The sequence below is a fragment of the Psychrobacter okhotskensis genome (genome assembly GCF_965638355.1).
In the GTDB taxonomy this organism is placed as follows: Bacteria; Pseudomonadota; Gammaproteobacteria; order Pseudomonadales; family Moraxellaceae; genus Psychrobacter; species Psychrobacter okhotskensis.
The window spans coordinates 1,167,919-1,186,471 of the sequence record NZ_OZ281822.1 but is presented as its reverse complement, the minus strand read 5'-3'; the positions used below and the strand labels follow the sequence as shown (position 1 = coordinate 1,186,471).

Below are 18,553 nucleotides of genomic sequence, written 5' to 3'. Positions count from 1 at the left end.
ATCACTAAGGTATTGAAAAGATGAGGCTAAATTATTAGCATAAATGCTATCGTTGTGGGCAAACAATCATAGAATGTAGTGAAAATCGATGCGAGGAACAAAATCTTATCGCCTTTATGGTTCTGTAATAGCCGTATTTTTGCTAAAATAGCCGTTTTTCGCCAATCAATAATAGACAACACTATGACTAACGCTACCACACCAGCCAACGCCCAAAATCAAACAGCCGATGAGCGCTTAACAACACTGCATAAAAGCCAAAATGCTGTTGTGCTACTGTCTGGTGGTCTCGATTCAGTGACTTGCTTATATTGGGCCAAGGCGCGTTATGCGTCGGTTACTGCGGTCAGCTTCAACTATGGTCAGCGTCACAATAGTGAGCTTGTCGCCGCAAAAAGTATCGCAGAAACAGCCGCGGTCAATCATCGTGTTATCGATATTGATATCGCTCAGTTGGGCGGCTCATCATTGACCGATCACAGCATGATCGTTCCTGACGGAGATGCAGAGAAGTTCCCTAATAAGAAACGCGATGAGATTGATAACGATGCCATTCCAAACACTTATGTGCCTGCACGCAATACCATATTCTTATCTTATGCCCTAGCCGTCGCTGAAGTCATCGATGCCAACCATATCGTCATTGGCGTCAGCTCAGTCGACTATTCTGGCTATCCAGATTGTCGCCCTGAATACATCGCCGCTTTTGAGCACATGGCGAATCTAGCGACTAAAGCGGGTGTGACTGGTCATCATCTAACCATTCAGACGCCATTGCAGCAGTTATCCAAAGCGAAGACCATTGAGCTTGGGCTGTCATTGGGTGTCGATTATGGCCAGACGATTTCTTGCTACCAAGCCGATGCCAACGGTCTTGCCTGCGGCGTTTGCGACAGCTGCACCTTACGTCGTCAAGGGTTTGCCAAAGCAGGTGTCGCTGATCCCACCCATTATCAATCTTAGCGCTTGGATTGGTTATATGGGTTATATGGGTTATAGCAGGTCAATATAAAAAAGATACAGCGTGACTGATATAAATTTTTTGCCGCCTCTGTCTGCGTAGGCACAGCAAGCAAGAAAAATTTGTAACAGTCACGCACCTTCATGTTGTGTCTCTACTCTATTTAGTATCGACTATATACAACCAAAGCATTTGTAAATTGGTACGGTGATAACCTCGCATGATTTACTATTGTCATATCTGTGCTCAGTTGCTTTGTACTGACTTAAAATTGCCTCGACTATAGCAGCGGACGCTATGACTAAACATTAGCGAAACATTCGCTTGCATTAACACAGCACGCCGCCGTTGTATTTTAATTGTGATACTTGCTATGGTATGAACGATTATATTTGTCATTAAATAGACAAATGGTAGAGAAAAAGTGCTATTTATCTCCATTTTTTATCTACCGTCATTTTATTTTGCTCTGCGTAAAAATCTACAAAATTGCCGCCACCTTTGAGAGGATATTTATGAAGTTATTGCCCGTATTACCCCTAGCCCTCGCTGCGCTGTTTGCCATGCCACAAGCCAATGCTATCGATATTAAGCAAAACAATATCAATACTTGCGTGAGCGGTGCCGTCAAGTATAAAGTCGCTGACAAGAGCAACGCGACCAAGCTATGCAATTGCACTATTGATGTCCGTAGCAACATGACAATCGGTCAAATGTGGGAAATTGAGAGCTATGCCCAAGACAAAAAAGACCCGTCAGGCCTACCCTATGTAAAGAAAATGCAAAAAGACTTGCAGCAATGCACTGTTGGCCTAGACTTAAAGCAACCACAAAAACCTGCATAAGCAATAAATGGGTTAATACAAAAAAGACTGGCAATGACCAGTCTTTTTTGTTGCGAATGAATAAGTGAAGTGTAAAACTGAGTATTTATTTCTGCTAATCTGCCTATAATAAGACCACCATAATCTAAAAAAACCATAAAACAACTAAGGATTTTACCATGGCTAAGCCAACCACAGAGACTATTGCCCTGCCCGACTTTCCAGTGACGATGGTACGTGAGCTAGATGGTCATTTTATTCATGACGATATTAGCTTAAAAGACTTGGTTGCGCATACTAACAAAGGACTGATTCTTTATTTTTATCCAAAAGACAATACTCCAGGTTGCACCACACAAGCGACAGAGTTCACAGCGCACATTAATGATTTTGATGGCTTAGGCTATGATATCGTTGGGGTGTCCCGCGATAGTGCCGAATCTCATGAAAAATTTATCGCAAAATATGATTTACAGATTCCACTGATCAGTGATAACGACGAAGAGCTATGCCAGTACTTTGACGTCATTAAAGAAAAGAACATGTACGGTAAGATTACGTTAGGTCTGGTACGCTCGGCCTTCGTATTTGACAAAGACGGCAATCTTACTCATGCGCAGCGTAATCTACGTGCTAAAGACTATACCGAGCGCTTACTGACGATGTTAGCGCCATAACTTTTATTATGGTTATTGGCACTAACATCGTCATAGAATAGCGCTTATTGAGACGCTAAGCACAAACGATTAAAAGCCAACATCTTATCAGTCACTCACATCATATAAAATATAACTATTTGAGAATAATATGAATAACCAGTCAGACAGCACTGCCGCTAGTACATACCATCAAGTCACGCGCAAGGTATCGGTTGCCGTCATTGGCGCAGGGACAGCAGGACAGAATGCCTTTCGCCAAGCCAGTAAAACCAAAGATGATATCGTCATTATTAATGATGGCTTTTGGACGACCACCTGTATTGCGGTCGGTTGTATGCCCAGCAAACTGCTCATTGCCGCAGCCGACCGCGCTCATGATGCCAATCACTCTGCGGAATTTGGGATTCATGGCAGCGCTCAGATAAATGGCAAACAAGTCATGGAACGCGTCCGCACTGAACGCAGTCATTTTGAAAGCTATATTGAAAAACAAGTCGATAGCTGGCCTGACCACAAAAAAATAGCGGGTCGCGCTCATATCAATGAGCAAGGTCTCATTGAGGTCAATGACGAGGTGATTGAAGCAGATAAAATCATCGTGGCTACTGGCAGCTCTCCTTTTATTCCAGAAGGTTGGAATGATAAGTTGGGCGACACTTTACTGACGTCTGATACGGTTTTTGAGCTACCAGATTTACCAAAATCTATGGCGGTGGTTGGCGCTGGTGCTATTGGTTTAGAGCTTGCACAAGCATTTAATCGCTTGGGTGTAGAGGTGACACTATTTAACCGTGTTAAAAAAGTAGCCGGACTGAAAGACTCAGACATTAGCAATAAAGCCATCGACTGTTTAAGCCGTGAGCTGACGATGCATTTGGGCAGTAAAATCAAAGATATTGGCACGCAGGCGGCTGAAGGTAGTCAAGGAGCACTCGCCTTTATTGATTATGAAGACAGCGCAGGTGAGACACAGCAGTGGCAAGGTGAATATGTACTGGTCGCGACGGGTCGCCGTAATAATATTGAGCAGCTAGGCGTTGAAAACCTAGGGGTTGAGCTTGATGACAAAAATCGCCCAAAGAATCTGAGTAAAAAGACCGGTCAAATTGGTGATTTAAATGTCTTTATCGTTGGCGATGCCAATGCCCATATTCCACTGCTGCATGTGGCCAGTGATGAAGGATTTAGTGCGGGCAATATGGTCTGCGACAATGTAAAAAATGCTCATATTCGCCCACCAGCCGTACCCTTCTCTATCGTATTTTGTTCGCCACAAATCATCAACGTCGGTAAGTCTCTCCCCGAAATAGAGGAAGATGAAGAGCTCGAACACGTGATTGGCAGCGTGAGCTTCGACAATCAAGGACGCAGCCGAGTCATGGGCGTCAACTGTGGCCTGCTACATATCTATGGCTGCAAAAAAACAGACAGAATCCTAGGTGCGAGCATGGTCGGTCCCGATGCCGAATATATCGGTCATATATTGGCGGTTGCTATCACCAATGACTTAAGTATCAAACAATTACTGGACACGCCTTTTTATCATCCGACTATCCTAGAAGGTTTGCGTACCGCGCTACGCGATGTCCAACACAAAATGAAGATACCTTTTCAGTCTCAGGACACTCAAGAAAGCACTTCTTAATGCCCAAAACAGTAGCGCTTTTAAACATTATGCTTAGTACCAATCTTCGCTCATGTCGTGTTGTATTGATTGTCACGACTTGAGGTCATCTAAAAACACTTTGCATGGACGACACAATGGCAATCGCTAGTATTACCGAGTTTTTTCAAGAGATCATTCGTGACTTACATACTAGCCTTTACCTTGCTCTCGGCGGCTCAATCGATGAGGAGTCATTCGATTGGACGTCGCAAGCGGTAGAGCTGACCAGCACGGGTATTAAAATCCTGATACTGCTTGCGGTATTAGGGTTTTTTTATTGGTTGGCTATTTATATTGTCAAAAAAAGCAAATCCCGAATCCGTCTGAATGAACGCCGGTCAAAAATAGTACGCTCAGTTTTGCGTTATATTTGGATCGTTGCCAGCTTGATTGCCATTATGAGTCAGATTAGCTTTGAACCAGAGACGATCAAAGCCACGGCTAAGGCCAGTACTTGGGCGGGCATCTATTACGTGCTGTGGACGTCTTCTGGACAAATCATTCACAAGATCCTACAGCATTACGGACTCAATGCCTCTATTGAGCAGCTGCTTAAAAATATTTTGTCGGTATTATTGTTGGTATTGGGGCTTGCCAGTGTCATGGCGCAGTTTGGCTTTGATATTGTGTCTTTAGTGGCAGGTTTGGGTATCGCTGGTTTAGCAGTTGGCTTTGCTGCCCAATCGACGCTCGCCAACTTTATTGCTGGTATTACGATCTTGCTTGAGCAGTCCTTTCAAGTAGGCGACTGGGTCAATATCAACGATAATGAAGGTCGTGTGGTGGTGATTGCCCTACGTACTACTCACGTTTTGACTCGAGACAACATCACTGTCATTATTCCAAACTCCAACGTCGCCTCCTCTGAGGTAACCAACCTAACCTCCAAAAACTTTATCCGCTTTGATGTTCGTGTGCGTATTGCGTTTGAAGATGACATTGATAACGCCCGCAAAGAGATTTTGCAGGTACTTGCCGGCAATGATATGGTGCTTAATCGTCCTGAAACCTCAGCAACCGTCGATGAAATTGGCGAATATGGGGTATTTTTTATCGTGCGTTTTTGGGTAAAACCAGCCGCTGTTGCGCGTATGCCCAAGATTAAAGAAGGTCTAAGAGAAGATATCAAGCGTGCCTTTGATGCGGCCAATATATCCACCCCTTATCCGCATATGCGCCTGCTCATGCCAAAAGACGTGGATTATCCTATCGCGACCAAACCTTTTGCTACCACTACCCAATTGGTTACAGAAGCAGTATCGTTAAAAAAGAATGATAAATAACGTTTATTAGGGATGTCCCTAATGTAGAACAGTAAGTGCAAAAGCCTTAAACGACAGAGACTACTTCAAACATAGCTCTCTAGGATAGGGCCAAAGCAGCTAACGTAGCTTGTAAGGTCTAAAAAAATCTCATATAGTTTGATACCTTATATAGCAAATATCAGCTTAAAGATTTGCTTATGGATTGCTATAACTATTATCATATATATGCAGAATTTTGAAAAAAACACAATAACCTAAATAGGAGTAAATAATGATTACCCATGTACCTGATGTGACTTTCAAAACCCGTGTTCGTGATGAATCTATCGAAGGAGACAACCCATTTAAATGGCAAGACTTAACCACAGATGAGCTATTTGCCAATAAAAAAGTGGTCGTGTTCTCACTACCAGGTGCCTTTACGCCAACCTGTTCGACCAGCCATCTACCTCGTTATGAAGCGCTTTACGATGAGTTTAAGGCGTTAGGCGTAGATGAAATCGTTTGCATTTCTGTCAATGACGCCTTTGTCATGTATCAATGGGGCCTAAAGCAAAACCGTGAAAATGTTTTCTTGCTTCCTGATGGTAATGGTGAGTTCACTCGTAAAATGGGCATGCTTGTTGATAAGAGTAATCTTGGCTTTGGTATGCGCTCATGGCGTTATTCGATGCTTGTCGACAACAAAGCCATCAAAAAAGTGTTTAAGGAACCTAATTTTGGTGACAACTGCCCAATAGACCCATTTGAAGTATCAGATGCAGACACCATGTTAGATTATTTAAAAAGTAATGCTTAATCACAACACTTAAGTACATTGGCTCTTGAATAGTATTATCAGGCGTCTATAAAGGCTCAAATACTAAGGCTCGAATACTGTCGAACTGCGTAGTCCTTGAACATAAGGGCTACGCAGTTTTTTTATGGTTCTTTACAAGAACCTCTATCGCTGAGCGGTGTTATTTTCCTCATTTGACTGCAATTTATCTCATATTTATTACCATTTTCAAAATGAGAACATGCTTCAGATTAAAAACCAATAATGAGCCATTTTTTTTAGTCTGACGCTATAGCCAAAATATCCTAAAAACACGACGGTATTGCTGCTATCAATTTTTTGTAGCCTCTGTCGGCGCAGGCACAGCAAGCAAGAAAAATGGATATCAGCAGTGCATGATGTATCTGTATGACTTTTCACTCACTATAGATAATAATGATTTTAATAATACCTTAACGCCAAAATTTTAAACACCATCTTTTAATCAAAGCCACTTAAACCATCCATAGCGTAATTATGGTAAAATTGACGGTTAAACATCTTATCTTATGATGTGCCTTATTTATCAATATTTATCAATTTAGCCCACAGGTATCCGTATGACCGAAACAACCGCGCCAGCCCTTGCCGCCGCATCTTCACCAGCGTTGTCAGAAGCACTTTCACCAGCGCTCTCAGCAGAGTTGTCACTTGAGCTGATTATCACTTGTGCTGATGGGCTTGAGGCACCGCTACAGACTGAGCTGACGAGTTTTGGTATTGCAAGTGACATCAAAAGTACCGGCCGTCTGACCGTTACGGGTACATTGCGTGATCTCTATACGATTTGTCTGTGGTCGCGAGTGGCATCGCGGGTATTGATGCTGATTAAACGCAGAAATATTAATGCCGAGTATGATGTGGCAGAGCAGCTTTATGGCTTAGCGAAGTCGGTCAATTGGACGGAGCAGTTTAAACTTGAGCAAACCTTTGCCATTCGTCTGTCTGTCGACAAACGCGTCGCTGTCAGCCAGCAGTTTGCCATGCTACGTATCAAAGATGCGATTGCTGATACCTTTAATGAAGTTTATGACAGCCGCCCTAACGTCGATAGCAAGCACCCAGATTTTGCTATTTTCGCGACCGTTAATGACAAGCAAGCCGAATTGTATTTAGATTTATCAGGTACTAGCTTGCATCGCCGTGGTTATCGCGTGGCAATGACTGAAGCGCCCCTCAAAGAAAACTTGGCAGCAGCTTTGCTCTATAGTGCAGGTTGGCATAAGAAGAACGACGCTGGCGATGCACCTTTTTATAATGCGTTAATCGATCCAATGTGTGGCTCAGGCACCTTTATTATTGAAGCACTACTCATGCATTGTGATTACGCAGTGGGTATTGATAAAGCCGCCAATCAATTTGGCTTTTATCAATGGCAGCATCATGATGATGCGTTATGGCAACAGATGATTGATGATGCCCAAACACGCTTCCGCGAAGCCTTAGCAATTGCTAACGAGCAGCCAGATACCCTACCACTAATCTTGGGTTATGATGCGGATAGTGGCGCGATTCTCGCCACAGAAAAAAACCTGATTGCCGCTGGCCTACAAGACTTGCTACCGCTACTCGACATCGAAACACGCGCACTTGACCGTCTAAGCAGTGTGCTAAAGCCGTTGGTCGATGATGGTCGATTGAGCAATCCTCTAATTATCACCAACCCACCTTATGGTGAGCGTTTGGGTGATGAAGAGATGATTAAGCCATTGTATCAAGCGATTGGGCTTATTCTGCAAGACAGCTTTGCCGGTAGCGGCATTGATCCGATGCTTGGTATATTGGCCTCTCATGTCGAGCAAGTCGATATCTTGCCGATTAAAGAGCCAAAAACCTTACGCTGTCATAATGGTGCCATTACCGTTTATTTCCGCTATGGCACGTTGATTGCTGGGCAAACAGGCAATCTTGTGAGCCGTTTTGAAAAGCGTGAGATTGAAGTAGAAGACGGTCAAGATTTTATTAACCGCCTACAAAAAAATCTTGCCAAGCTAAAAAAACTGGCTAAAAAAGACAATGTCAGTAATATCCGTGTCTATGACGCTGACCTGCCAGATTTTAAAGTGGCTATCGACTTATATGGTGACTACGCGCACGTGCAAGAATATGCACCGCCGAAAACCATACCACCCGAGACCGCCAAAAAACGCTTTAATCTAGCTTTGATGGGTATTCGTGAAGTGTTCGATATTAACCGCGAACAAATCTTTATCAAAACTCGGGCACGCCAATCTGGTAATGATCAATATAGCAAACAGAACACCACAGAAAGGCGCGGCAAGTTTCATGTCGCTCGCGAAGATGGTGCATATTTCTACGTCAACTTTACCGATTATCTCGATACCGGTTTGTTTATTGACCATCGTAATATGCGCGCACGGATTAAAGACAACAGTCGTAATAAATCAGTACTGAATTTATTTGCTTATACCTGTACGGCAAGTGTGCATGCGGCATTGGCGGGTGCCAAAAAAGTCACCAGCGTTGACTTGTCACAGAACTATCTCGATTGGGGTAAGCAAAACTTTGTGCTCAACGGTTTGGACGTCAGCCGCAATAAATATCAATTCGTTGCTGCCGATATCTTTGAGTGGATTAAGGAAAATACCGAGCAATTCGATATTATCTTTATCGATCCACCGACCTTTTCAAACTCGAAAAAGTTCCAAGGTACTTTTGATGTGCAGCGAGATCATGCTGCTATTATTAATCGCGCGATGAATCGCTTAACCGCTGATGGCGTCTTATATTTCTCAAACAACTTTACCCGTTTTGAGCTCGATGAGCAATTAATCGAGCGCTATGACATCGTTGATATCACACAAAAAACCATTGGCTTCGATTTTAATATCAAAAAGCCGATTCATCAAAGTTTTGAGATTCGTCATCGTCAAGGGTAAATGAAAGCCTTGCAACCCTTCTAACGCTCAGTAAAATGACCAAATTTTATTTAAAAACAATAATGACTCAATCTACTTTGATTGGGTCATTTTTTGTTGTTATGATAGAGCGTGATTAAGCGTTGGTCTCGGGATAATTCTGACTCTAGTAACGCTTTTACTTCTATAAAATTAGGGTTTGTTGAACATTCAAATATTAGGACTGCTGATCGCTAAAATCGTCCCAAACCTTTTATCAAATCAGGCGTAAACCGACGATAATGTCGAGACCTTAGCTAGGTTTACAACAACGTTTGGGGTGATTTCAGTATCAGCCTTTCAGGGCAGGGCTATTTTTTGCCAACACATGGCGAAATTGTCTAACCTAGAATGACTAGGCGTCAAAAATTTCACTGCGTATTGTCTAAAAAATAGCCACTGCCAGTACCACATTTGAATGTTCAACAAACCCTAATATCAAACTTTCAAAAAAAACGTTTAATTTACTCTAATAACTTTAATTTACTCTAATAACAAGGACAGCCCCATGGCTTTATCACTTAATAAAGGCGGTAACTTATCGCTAACGAAAACTGACCCAAATTTAACCAAGTTGCTTATTGGTCTTGGTTGGGATGAGCGCGCAACCTCTGGTGCTGAGTTTGATCTTGATGCCAGTGTATTTTTGCTTAGCACCGCAGGCAAAGTGCGCGGCGATCATGACTTTATCTTTTACAACCAACTCAAATCTGACAATGGCGCGGTTGAGCATACTGGTGATAACCGTACGGGCGAAGGCGACGGTGATGATGAAGTCGTCAAAGTAAACCTCACCCAAGTACCTGCTGATGTCGACAAAATCGTCGTCACTGTCACTATCCATGATGCAGCGGCTCGCAGTCAAAACTTTGGTCAAGTAGCCAACGCTTTTATTCGCGTCGTTAATGAAGAAACCGGCACCGAAGTGGTACGTTTTGATTTGGCAGAAGATTACTCTGTTGAGACCGCGATGGTATTTGGTGAAGTCTATCGCCATAACGGTGAGTGGAAATTCCGCGCCGTTGGTCAAGGCTACTCTGGTGGCTTGCAAGCCATGTGTCAGCAATACGGCGTTGATATCTAAAGCCGTATTTAGGTTGGTATCGTCATCATGGTTGGGATGATTAGCAAGACTAAAACCAGCGTTTAAAGCAGCTTTATTAGCCAGTTATACAAAATAATTTTATGGGCGAATTATCGAGTAACTTTACAACGTACTTTTAGTTGCAAAATAGCCACAATTATTGATAGCCAAACGACCAATAATGCTTTATGTTTCGTTTAAAATTATGCACTAAGAAGTGGTTAGCAATAGCCACTTTTTTTGTGGTTTGAGTCTATAATAGACCGACCTTAGCTTTACGCAACCAGACAGGATGTGTCATGAGACATTTTTATTTAGACTTTATCTTCACGGCCATTGCCTTAGCGGTCGCGGCGTGGTGGGGATATTCACATGGTGGTATGGGCGGCTTGATAACCACCCTATCTATTACTGCTATTTTGGCCGTCATGGAGATTTCATTATCATTTGATAATGCGGTGGTCAACGCCTCAGTCCTCAAAGGCTGGGATGAGTTTTGGAAAAAGATATTTTTAACGGTTGGTATTTTAGTTGCTGTATTTGGTATGCGCTTGGTATTCCCTATCGTTATCGTTGCGGTTACTGCTGACTTGGGTATTATGCAAGTGGTCGACCTAGCGTTAAACGATCCTAAAGAATATTCAGCCAGATTATTGGCGCATCATGCTGAAATCTCAGCATTTGGTGGTATCTTCTTATTACTGGTGTTCTTGAACTTTATCTTTGACGATAAAGAAGTACATTGGTTTGATTGGCTTGAGAGCCGTTTGGCAAAACTGGGTAAAGTCGATGCCATGAGTGTGTTTGTGGCGCTTATCGTGTTGATGATTGCGGTATCATTTGCTAACCCTGAGCAGTCAGCAGCGGTATTGATTGCAGGCGTATGGGGTATCTTGGTATACCTTGGCGTACAAGTGGTTTCGGGTATGCTTGAAGGTGACCTTGAAGCAGATTTAGAAAATGAAGAAAATGGCTCGGGCGCTGCGGCGACCAGCGCGATTATGAAAGGCGGTATTATCGGCTTCTTATATCTAGAAGTTCTTGATGCTTCATTCAGTTTCGATGGCGTGATTGGCGCATTTGCGATTACCAATGACGTTATCGTTATTATGCTTGGTCTAGCAATCGGTGCGATGTTTGTGCGTTCGATGACGATATTCTTAGTCGATAAAGGCACGCTTGATGAGTTTGTTTACCTTGAGCATGGCGCGCATTATGCTATCGGTGCTTTAGCGATTATCATGCTATTGTCAGTGAAATTCCATGTGCCAGAAATTATCACTGGTCTGATTGGTATTGCCTTTATTGGTTGGGCGTTCGTGGCCTCACTCAATTATCGCAAGCAAGAAGCAAAATCGATTAGCTGATAAACTGCAAGTTTGAAGCGTAGTAAGCATCATATTGTTTTAATGACAGGTTATACCAAAAAGTTGGTATAACCTGTTTTCGTTTATAAATACTTTGTGATAACAATATCTTAACTACTGTTGCTCAGTTTGTTAAAAAGTATCAGAGTTACAGCACTGATATGTCCCTTAGTAACCATCTAGTAAGCGCACAAAATAGACCTTGCTTAGTGAGCACTCGCTTAGTATAGTAAAACGTAATGATATGCAGGACGTGGCATACAGGTATATTCATTTAACTTTTATACCAACACTACCATAACTGCATAATTTTTAATTCATTCGTTCGAAAACCCAATCCACTTAATTATTAATCTAAAGGATATCTATATGGCTATTAGCTTAACGAAAGGCGGCAACGTAAACTTATCAAAAGAAGCGCCTGGTTTAACCAATATTACGGTCGGTCTTGGCTGGGATCCACGCGCCACTGACGGTCAAGAGTTTGACTTAGACGCGATTGGCTTTTTGGTCAATGAAGCCGGCAAAGTACGTAACGATCAAGATTTTATCTTTTTTAACAATCTAAAGTCAGACAATGGCGCGGTCGAGCATACTGGCGATAACCGCACTGGTGAAGGTGATGGCGATGATGAAAAAATCAAAATCAACCTTGCTAGCATCCCAGCTGACGTCAGCAAAGTCGCTATTTGCGCCATCATTTATGAAGGTCAAAGCCGTAACCAAAACTTCGGTCAAGTAGGCGAAGCTTATATCCGTGTCGTAAACGACAATGGCGATACTGAAATTGCTCGTTATGACCTATCAGAAGACGGTAGCACTGAAACAGCAATGATCTTTGGCGAATTGTATCGTCATAGCGGCGATTGGAAATTCCGCGCCGTTGGTCAAGGCTTCAGCGGTGGTCTTGGACCATTAGCTGCCTCTTATGGCGTAAACGTCTAATTTAAATCGTTTAGATCGTTAACAGCGGCAGTCAGCTAGCTGATTGCCCGCTATATAAGCTATCAAGTGTGCCTTTTTAAAGCATTTGATGGCTTTAAATTTAATAGCTCCTCTAAAATTGAAAAACAACGTATCAAAAGAATATCTATCGAATTTCAAAGTATATGTCAAAGCATTAGAATAAGGATTTGCACCCATGGCCGCAACATTTAGCTTAATCGGTACCATTGAGCCTTTTTTACATTGCAACCTCAAAAAGGGTGACTCGATCTATTGTGAAGCCAATGCCATGGTCATGATGGAATCTAACCTTGAGCTAAAAGGTAAGCTGCAAGGTGGCCTTATGCAGTCATTGATGCGCCGCTTTGCTAATGACGAATCACTGTTTCAGCAGCAGATTGAGGCGACGGGCGGTGAAGGCGATTGTTTGCTAGCACCGACGCTCGATGGTGATATGCAAATTATCGATTGCGGCGCTCAGCAATATACCTTGAGCGATGGCGCTTTCGTCGCTGCACAAACGGGTGTCGATATCAGAGCCAATATTCAGCGTAACCTCGGCGGCGCGGTGTTTGGTGATACTGGTGGCTTTATGGTTATGCAGACGCAAGGTCAAGGTCAGGTCGTGGTATCTGGCTTTGGCTCGTTGTTTGAGATTGATGTCACCCCAGACAAAGACGTCATCATCGATAATGGTCATGTGGTCTGCTGGGACTCAAATCTTGAGTACAAGCTGTCGGTCTCAACCAGCAAGAAGAAAGGTATCATGAGCAGCATCATTAACTCGGTCACCAGTGGCGAAGGTATGGTGTTGAACTTCTCTGGCACTGGTAAAGTCATTATCTGTTCGCGCAATCGTGACAGCTATCAAGGCTGGCTACAAAGCATCTTGGGCAGTAGCTCCGGAGGTCGTGGTGGCGGTGGCGGCTTTTTAGATAATATTTTATAGCTCGATTTTTAACCAAAATGAACAACTGAAAATATCACTGAACGTTGCAGTATTCCACTCACAATTATTATCATATCATTTACGAAAATTCGAGTAGCAAGTAAAACAAGTGCAAGTACTACGCTTTGTAGACTAAGCAAGTTTGACACCACTAACCGTATTTTTTGAGAGTGATATAAGGATTTTATCATGGCAGTTAGTTTACAAAAGGGACAAAAGATATCCCTAAGCAAAGAAGCCGGTGGCGATCTGACTCAAGTAAAATTGGGTTTAGGTTGGGACGTAGCACAAGGACCGCAAGAGAAAAAAGGGGGCTTCTTAGGCAAGTTGTTTGGAGGTGGCAGCGGCGGCGATTCTATCGATTTAGACGCTTCGTGCATCATGTTTGATGCCAATAAACAAGCAGTCGATGCCATTTGGTTCAACCAGCTTAAATCAAAAGATGGCAGTATCGTCCACACTGGCGATAACCGTACTGGCGACGGTGATGGCGATGACGAAGTTATCAACGTCGATCTTTCAAGAATCCCTGCTGATGTCGTCTCGCTGGTATTTACCGTCAATAGCTTCACTGGTCAAACGTTTGAAACAGTAGAAAACGCTTTTTGCCGTATCGTGAACGCCAATAATAACCAAGAGGTCGCACGCTATAACCTATCAGCGCAAGGCAGTCATACAGCGATGGTGATGGCAAAAGTCTATCGTCATAACAATGAATGGAAAATGCATGCCATTGGCGAAACTGCCTCAGGTCGTACTTTCCATGATTTGATGCCTGCTATTACGCCACATGCTTAAAGGCCTATAAAGTCTAAACAGTTTTTACTTGTAACGCTTTAAAACGTTAACACTTAAAAGCAATCAGCCCGTCTATTATTAATAATAGACGGGCTGATTTTTTGTATTAATGGATGCTATTCAAGCACTTACTTACTACCACGTTTCCAGCTAAAGCCCCAATTAAAGGCTTTATCCATTTCTTGATGGCCTTTAAAGTATTGATTGATACGTTCAACATTGATACTGCCTTGTTGGTTGACCAAACGCGCAATGGCACACATTGGCAAGTTGCCTGTGCCTTCTGTTAAACGCGTCTCAATCGGCGACTGATCGGGCACATGAATGGTCACTACCCCATCCGTTTTTGCCCAATTCGGCGCACCTTCGTAGATGAAAGCAAAGATAAATACTTCCTCAATTTGCGACCACTGCTGACCATTGATATCGAGCCACTCCCCGCCACTCACTTGTCCTGTCCTATCATCAGCACGCAGACAGACGTAAGGTGCTGACTGCAAACTACCAAAGCGATTGCCCAAGGCTTGAATCAAAGTTTTTTCGCCGTTTTTTAGATGAATCATTGCCCCGACGTCAAGGTCAATACCGCCCGCTTTATGCTGTTTGAACAGGTCACCCAACAAACCTTTTTTCGGTGCTTGCTTATCCATATCTGGACGTTGGTTCCAGTTTAGGTTGACAGAAATTTTACCAAAATCATCACGTTTCTTTAGATTGATACTGGATTGGTTTTTGGTTAAGGTAATTTTGCTCAAGTTGATCGAAGGGCTGGCTGGAATCGGTGGCGGCGCGCTTGCTTGAGTGGCACTGCCCGCCTTTTGCGTATTGATTGGACGTTGAGTATTGATAGGTTGAGCCTGATTGCTATTTTGAGATGGGGGCTGCGCTGGTGCTTCATCGGCAATCTCTACACCGAAATGTTCGGACAAAGGCTTTAAGCCACCTTCAAAACCTTGGGCAATAAAGCGAAACTTCCAGCTGCCCTGCCGACGATAGCATTCTGCTAAAATAATGGCTTTTTCATTACGCCCAGCACTACTAAGCTGACAAGTCATCAGCACTTGGCTGCCTTGCAATACTTGGATATCTACATCGCCAACTTGCGCCAATGTCTGCGTACTAGAAAATGCCAAGGCAATTTTATCAATATTCGCCGGTTGCGCTGCTAAATTAATGTCGAAAAACCCATCACTTTCGTGACCTCGGAAGCTGACATTGCCGTCATCACTACGCGTCTGCCCATAAAATATCATATCGCCATCACCGCGCACTTTACCATCAGTAGTCAGACGATAAGCGGCACAATCGATGGCGTTTTGACTTAAAATTCGGATGCTGATATTGTCAGTCGGTAGTGGCGCATTGGCACCAGCAATCAGTTTTTGAGGTTGGTTCTGGCTCATCATATGTCCTTTAAATTTATTATATTAGCGTTTTTTATGTTCACTATCGTTATATAGTAGCATGGATAATGCCAGACTTTTAATCAGCACACTAAGGCGTGCTCTCAATTCAATCGATGGTCATCTAAAGGGGTTAAAAATGGCTAAATCTTGCCAAACAATATCAAATAGTTGACTAATATCTCGATATCATCTGCGCTGTTTTCCTTGTCTGACTACAACTTATCTCATTTTTATCGCCATTTTTTAAATGCGGACACGCCCTAGAGCGTAGCATTTCTATATAATAGACTTTGCTATCAACGGCGGCGCAGCGTGGCTTTTTTGGCAACAGATAAGTATTGACCATCTTGATATGAAACGTGCGACAATCACACCCAGTTATCCAATACCTATAACCCTTATCTATAACATTGATAACAATGCTGAGAGAATTATGAGTAACCTTGCTAACGATAGCCTTGCCAATGACAACCTTATAACGCCAGCTGCTTGGTTGGCCGAAGGTCAGTCTAGCCAACGCGATATGTTAGCCAGCTTGCAAGCCCTAAAAGCACAAACGCACTCGCCCTTTAATATCATCGCCTCACACCGCCATGACAGACCCGAGATTTTTGAATTTGCCGACAGCGTATATATTGAGCCGTCTGCAACGGCGCTCGACAGCGATGAGCAAGTCATATCTGAACCCATCACACCGCGTTGGCAGTTTGTACTGGAGCAAGCCAAGCAACACAATGTAAAAGTATTATTGACTGGTCGTAATGGTATCGATTATGAAGCACAGCGTGAAGCATTTGATGCTGTTGGTATTCGCTTATTAACAGGAGCAACCAGCGTCGCAGCCCTAGAGTGTATCGATGACAAATTTGCCTTTATGCAGCAGTGTCATCGCCACGATATTCCAGTGGCAGACGCGTGGCGCTTTGACAATACTGCTGAGCTTGAGGCCCTACTTAGCGAGCATGGTCATCAGCCTTTATGTGTCAAACCGGTCACGGGTATTTTTGCACAAGGCTTTTGGCGGCTTGATTTGGCCAAAGACGATGGCGAGCAGTACGATAGCTTTGAGCATTTATACTTTACCGAAGAGAAAAAAATTAATACAGCGCAGTTTGTCAATGCTTACACAAACAGCCAAATGATACGTGAGCGCCCTATTCCCATGTTATTGATGCCTTATTTATCAGGGCAAGAGTACTCTATCGATGTGGTCTGTGAATATGGTGAAGTACTGGCAGCCGTTACTCGTCATAAAACGGGAAAAATCCAGCATGTCGGTTACGAGCAGGACGTCATGGAGGTGGTGATACCATTAATCAAAGTCTTTGGCTGCGATGGTATCGTCAGTGTTCAAACTAAAGCAGATGATGATGGTCAGCACCGTGTGCTTGAAATTAACAGTCGCCCTTCTGGTGGCATCGGTTATACGGCGCATAGCGGGATCGATCTCACACAACTGGGGTTTGCCTATTGGCTGGGCTTAACGGACAAGCCACAGTTAGAAAACATTGCTCAAAAAATTAAACCTTGTCAGGTGCGCTCGCTAATGGTAAGTGTAAAAATTGAAGAAGACATCGTTGAATAAGTAAAATATCTTAGGATAATAAAAATATACTGAGCCATTATAAAGTCAATGAGGGGGCGGGTGATGACAGCACAGACCACATTAGTATTAGGCGCAAACACGGTGATCACTCAAGAGCGCTGTATTGTTGCTTTTACGACCTCAAATTCGCTTAGGTTTGGGCAGCAGCTTGGACTATTATGGCTACCTTTAAATGAGCAGCGCAAGGCAGTCTGTAGCCCCGCCTATTTGCATGAGCCTAAAGACTGGGCAAAGCTAGACGATGATGACAGTCCCAGCGAATGGCAGCTGGATTTACTCACGTTATTTGACACGCAAGGGGTGAGCTTCTTACAACTAATCGCTTATACTTATCAGGAGCCGACACTTAATTTGCCCGCTGTCGAATTAAAAAATATAAGCCTAACTTTAAACAATGGTGCTATTCACTATGACTTCATAGCAAGCGAGCGCCATGTCAAAGCCGCTATTGTTTTTGAGATTTACAAGCGTAATGGGCAGTTTAAATGTCGCGCTCTTGGTGAAAGCTCGACCCAAGGACTGACAAGCCTTGAGCAACGAGTGCAAGTCAGTCTTGATATTCGTCCGCCAGATACTCATGCACTCATTCAAGCGGCGCAGCAGCAGCAGCGTGGTTACCCAGATAGCGACTCTCGCCCGCCCCGCCAAGTCCAAGCTGGTGAAACATGGACAGGCACGGCTTTTGCTATTGACCCTTATCATCTATTGACTTGCTATCATGTCATTGAGTCGGCGGCGATGATTGGTGTGCGCCAGCAGGGCCAGCCTGACCGTGAGGCGCAAGTGGTACTTAGTGATATCGGTAGCGATTCTGCCATTATCAGAGTAAACGATCCTTTGGCTTGCCACCTACCATTAGCGCAGCAGTGTTCGGATATCTTGGGCGAGACCATTACCACTTTGGGCTTTCCGCTATCAGGACTCAGTAGCCAGCTACAAGTCACACAAGGCTGTATCTCAGGATTAACAGGCTTAAGTGATGATATTCGTTATATGCAATTTACCGCACCGATTCAGCCCGGCTCTAGTGGCAGTCCGCTGCTCTTGCCGACAGGTGAAGTCATCGGCATGGTGACTGCTAGCCTCGTCCATGAGCATGCGCAAAACATGAATTATGCGGTGAAGTTCCAGTTATTATCGGCCCTACTCGCGAGCGCTGGCATTAGTTTGGCTAGCTCGTCTACCACATCTAGCTCTACAACTGCTGCACTGACTACCCCGCAGCTTAGTAAACAAAGTCGCGGAGCGCTTTGGCTGGTCGGCTGTCAGGGTTAAAATATCTAAGCAA

The 18,553-nt window shown here is 43.6% G+C and carries 15 protein-coding genes; 14 read left to right on the top strand and 1 reads right to left on the bottom strand.

From position 1 onward, the window contains the following. Positions 1-246: 246 nt before the first annotated feature. The 12 genes from queC (at position 247) to ACSUPM_RS05080 (ending at position 14,253) form a co-directional block, all read left to right on the top strand. Positions 247-963 carry a 7-cyano-7-deazaguanine synthase QueC gene (gene queC, locus ACSUPM_RS05135; protein WP_201566633.1) on the top strand — a complete coding sequence of 239 codons (717 nt, stop codon included), beginning with the start codon at positions 247-249 and terminating at the stop codon, positions 961-963. Positions 964-1,476: 513 nt separating this feature from the next. After that, positions 1,477-1,806, top strand: a complete 330-nt coding sequence (locus tag ACSUPM_RS05130) for a hypothetical protein (RefSeq protein WP_025651003.1) — start codon at positions 1,477-1,479, stop codon at positions 1,804-1,806. 158 nt (positions 1,807-1,964) lie between these two features. After that, on the top strand, positions 1,965-2,462 hold the full coding sequence (locus ACSUPM_RS05125; RefSeq protein WP_350588102.1) for a peroxiredoxin: 498 nt from the start codon (positions 1,965-1,967) through the stop codon (positions 2,460-2,462). Between the two features lie 130 nt (positions 2,463-2,592). Further along, complete coding sequence (locus ACSUPM_RS05120) at positions 2,593-4,089, top strand: dihydrolipoyl dehydrogenase (RefSeq protein WP_350588103.1); 1,497 nt, start codon at positions 2,593-2,595, stop codon at positions 4,087-4,089. 116 nt (positions 4,090-4,205) lie between these two features. Next, a complete protein-coding gene (locus ACSUPM_RS05115; protein ID WP_025651000.1) occupies positions 4,206-5,393 on the top strand; it encodes a mechanosensitive ion channel family protein in 1,188 nt (395 codons plus the stop codon). A gap of 253 nt (positions 5,394-5,646) precedes the next feature. Continuing rightward, positions 5,647-6,174: a peroxiredoxin gene (locus ACSUPM_RS05110; RefSeq protein ID WP_025650999.1), complete on the top strand. Its 528-nt coding sequence runs from the start codon at positions 5,647-5,649 to the stop codon at positions 6,172-6,174. Positions 6,175-6,752: 578 nt separating this feature from the next. Then, positions 6,753-9,092 (top strand): bifunctional 23S rRNA (guanine(2069)-N(7))-methyltransferase RlmK/23S rRNA (guanine(2445)-N(2))-methyltransferase RlmL, encoded by a 2,340-nt coding sequence (gene rlmKL, locus ACSUPM_RS05105; protein ID WP_201566599.1) that lies wholly within the window; start codon positions 6,753-6,755, stop codon positions 9,090-9,092. A gap of 526 nt (positions 9,093-9,618) precedes the next feature. Next, on the top strand, positions 9,619-10,194 hold the full coding sequence (locus ACSUPM_RS05100) for a TerD family protein (RefSeq protein WP_025650997.1): 576 nt from the start codon (positions 9,619-9,621) through the stop codon (positions 10,192-10,194). Between the two features lie 299 nt (positions 10,195-10,493). Next, positions 10,494-11,561, top strand: a complete 1,068-nt coding sequence (locus ACSUPM_RS05095; RefSeq protein ID WP_101210979.1) for a DUF475 domain-containing protein — start codon at positions 10,494-10,496, stop codon at positions 11,559-11,561. A 369-nt stretch (positions 11,562-11,930) separates the two neighbouring features. Continuing rightward, positions 11,931-12,506, top strand: coding sequence for a TerD family protein (locus ACSUPM_RS05090; protein WP_025650995.1), 576 nt, complete (start codon positions 11,931-11,933; stop codon positions 12,504-12,506). Positions 12,507-12,702: 196 nt separating this feature from the next. Further along, positions 12,703-13,455: a TIGR00266 family protein gene (locus ACSUPM_RS05085; RefSeq protein WP_025650993.1), complete on the top strand. Its 753-nt coding sequence runs from the start codon at positions 12,703-12,705 to the stop codon at positions 13,453-13,455. Positions 13,456-13,644: 189 nt separating this feature from the next. Further along, positions 13,645-14,253: a TerD family protein gene (locus ACSUPM_RS05080; protein ID WP_025650992.1), complete on the top strand. Its 609-nt coding sequence runs from the start codon at positions 13,645-13,647 to the stop codon at positions 14,251-14,253. Positions 14,254-14,381: 128 nt separating this feature from the next. Here ACSUPM_RS05080 and ACSUPM_RS05075 read toward each other — a convergent pair whose 3' ends face one another. Beyond that, the gene (locus ACSUPM_RS05075) at positions 14,382-15,656 is read right to left on the bottom strand and encodes a TerD family protein (RefSeq protein WP_201566601.1); all 1,275 of its coding nucleotides are present in this window, start codon (positions 15,654-15,656) and stop codon (positions 14,382-14,384) included. A 436-nt stretch (positions 15,657-16,092) separates the two neighbouring features. On the opposite strand from ACSUPM_RS05075, the gene ACSUPM_RS05070 reads away from it, so the two are divergent. Both ACSUPM_RS05070 and ACSUPM_RS05065 read left to right on the top strand, forming a co-directional pair. Then, positions 16,093-17,244, top strand: a complete 1,152-nt coding sequence (locus tag ACSUPM_RS05070) for an ATP-grasp domain-containing protein (RefSeq protein ID WP_201566603.1) — start codon at positions 16,093-16,095, stop codon at positions 17,242-17,244. A 63-nt stretch (positions 17,245-17,307) separates the two neighbouring features. Continuing rightward, positions 17,308-18,540, top strand: coding sequence for a S1 family peptidase (locus tag ACSUPM_RS05065; RefSeq protein ID WP_101210982.1), 1,233 nt, complete (start codon positions 17,308-17,310; stop codon positions 18,538-18,540). The last annotated feature ends 13 nt before the right edge of the window (positions 18,541-18,553 follow it).

Excerpts from the sequence above, each read along its gene's own strand:
- ACSUPM_RS05075 (WP_201566601.1), bottom strand. The coding sequence starts at position 15,656 with ATGAGCCAGAACCAACCTCAAAAACTGATTGCTGGTGCCAATGCGCCA.
- ACSUPM_RS05095 (WP_101210979.1), top strand. The coding sequence starts at position 10,494 with ATGAGACATTTTTATTTAGACTTTATCTTCACGGCCATTGCCTTAGCG.
- ACSUPM_RS05085 (WP_025650993.1), top strand. The coding sequence starts at position 12,703 with ATGGCCGCAACATTTAGCTTAATCGGTACCATTGAGCCTTTTTTACAT.
- ACSUPM_RS05090 (WP_025650995.1), top strand. The coding sequence starts at position 11,931 with ATGGCTATTAGCTTAACGAAAGGCGGCAACGTAAACTTATCAAAAGAA.
- ACSUPM_RS05080 (WP_025650992.1), top strand. The coding sequence starts at position 13,645 with ATGGCAGTTAGTTTACAAAAGGGACAAAAGATATCCCTAAGCAAAGAA.
- ACSUPM_RS05120 (WP_350588103.1), top strand. The coding sequence starts at position 2,593 with ATGAATAACCAGTCAGACAGCACTGCCGCTAGTACATACCATCAAGTC.
- ACSUPM_RS05100 (WP_025650997.1), top strand. The coding sequence starts at position 9,619 with ATGGCTTTATCACTTAATAAAGGCGGTAACTTATCGCTAACGAAAACT.
- rlmKL (WP_201566599.1), top strand. The coding sequence starts at position 6,753 with ATGACCGAAACAACCGCGCCAGCCCTTGCCGCCGCATCTTCACCAGCG.
- ACSUPM_RS05110 (WP_025650999.1), top strand. The coding sequence starts at position 5,647 with ATGATTACCCATGTACCTGATGTGACTTTCAAAACCCGTGTTCGTGAT.
- ACSUPM_RS05130 (WP_025651003.1), top strand. The coding sequence starts at position 1,477 with ATGAAGTTATTGCCCGTATTACCCCTAGCCCTCGCTGCGCTGTTTGCC.
- ACSUPM_RS05115 (WP_025651000.1), top strand. The coding sequence starts at position 4,206 with ATGGCAATCGCTAGTATTACCGAGTTTTTTCAAGAGATCATTCGTGAC.
- ACSUPM_RS05070 (WP_201566603.1), top strand. The coding sequence starts at position 16,093 with ATGAGTAACCTTGCTAACGATAGCCTTGCCAATGACAACCTTATAACG.
- ACSUPM_RS05125 (WP_350588102.1), top strand. The coding sequence starts at position 1,965 with ATGGCTAAGCCAACCACAGAGACTATTGCCCTGCCCGACTTTCCAGTG.
- ACSUPM_RS05065 (WP_101210982.1), top strand. The coding sequence starts at position 17,308 with ATGACAGCACAGACCACATTAGTATTAGGCGCAAACACGGTGATCACT.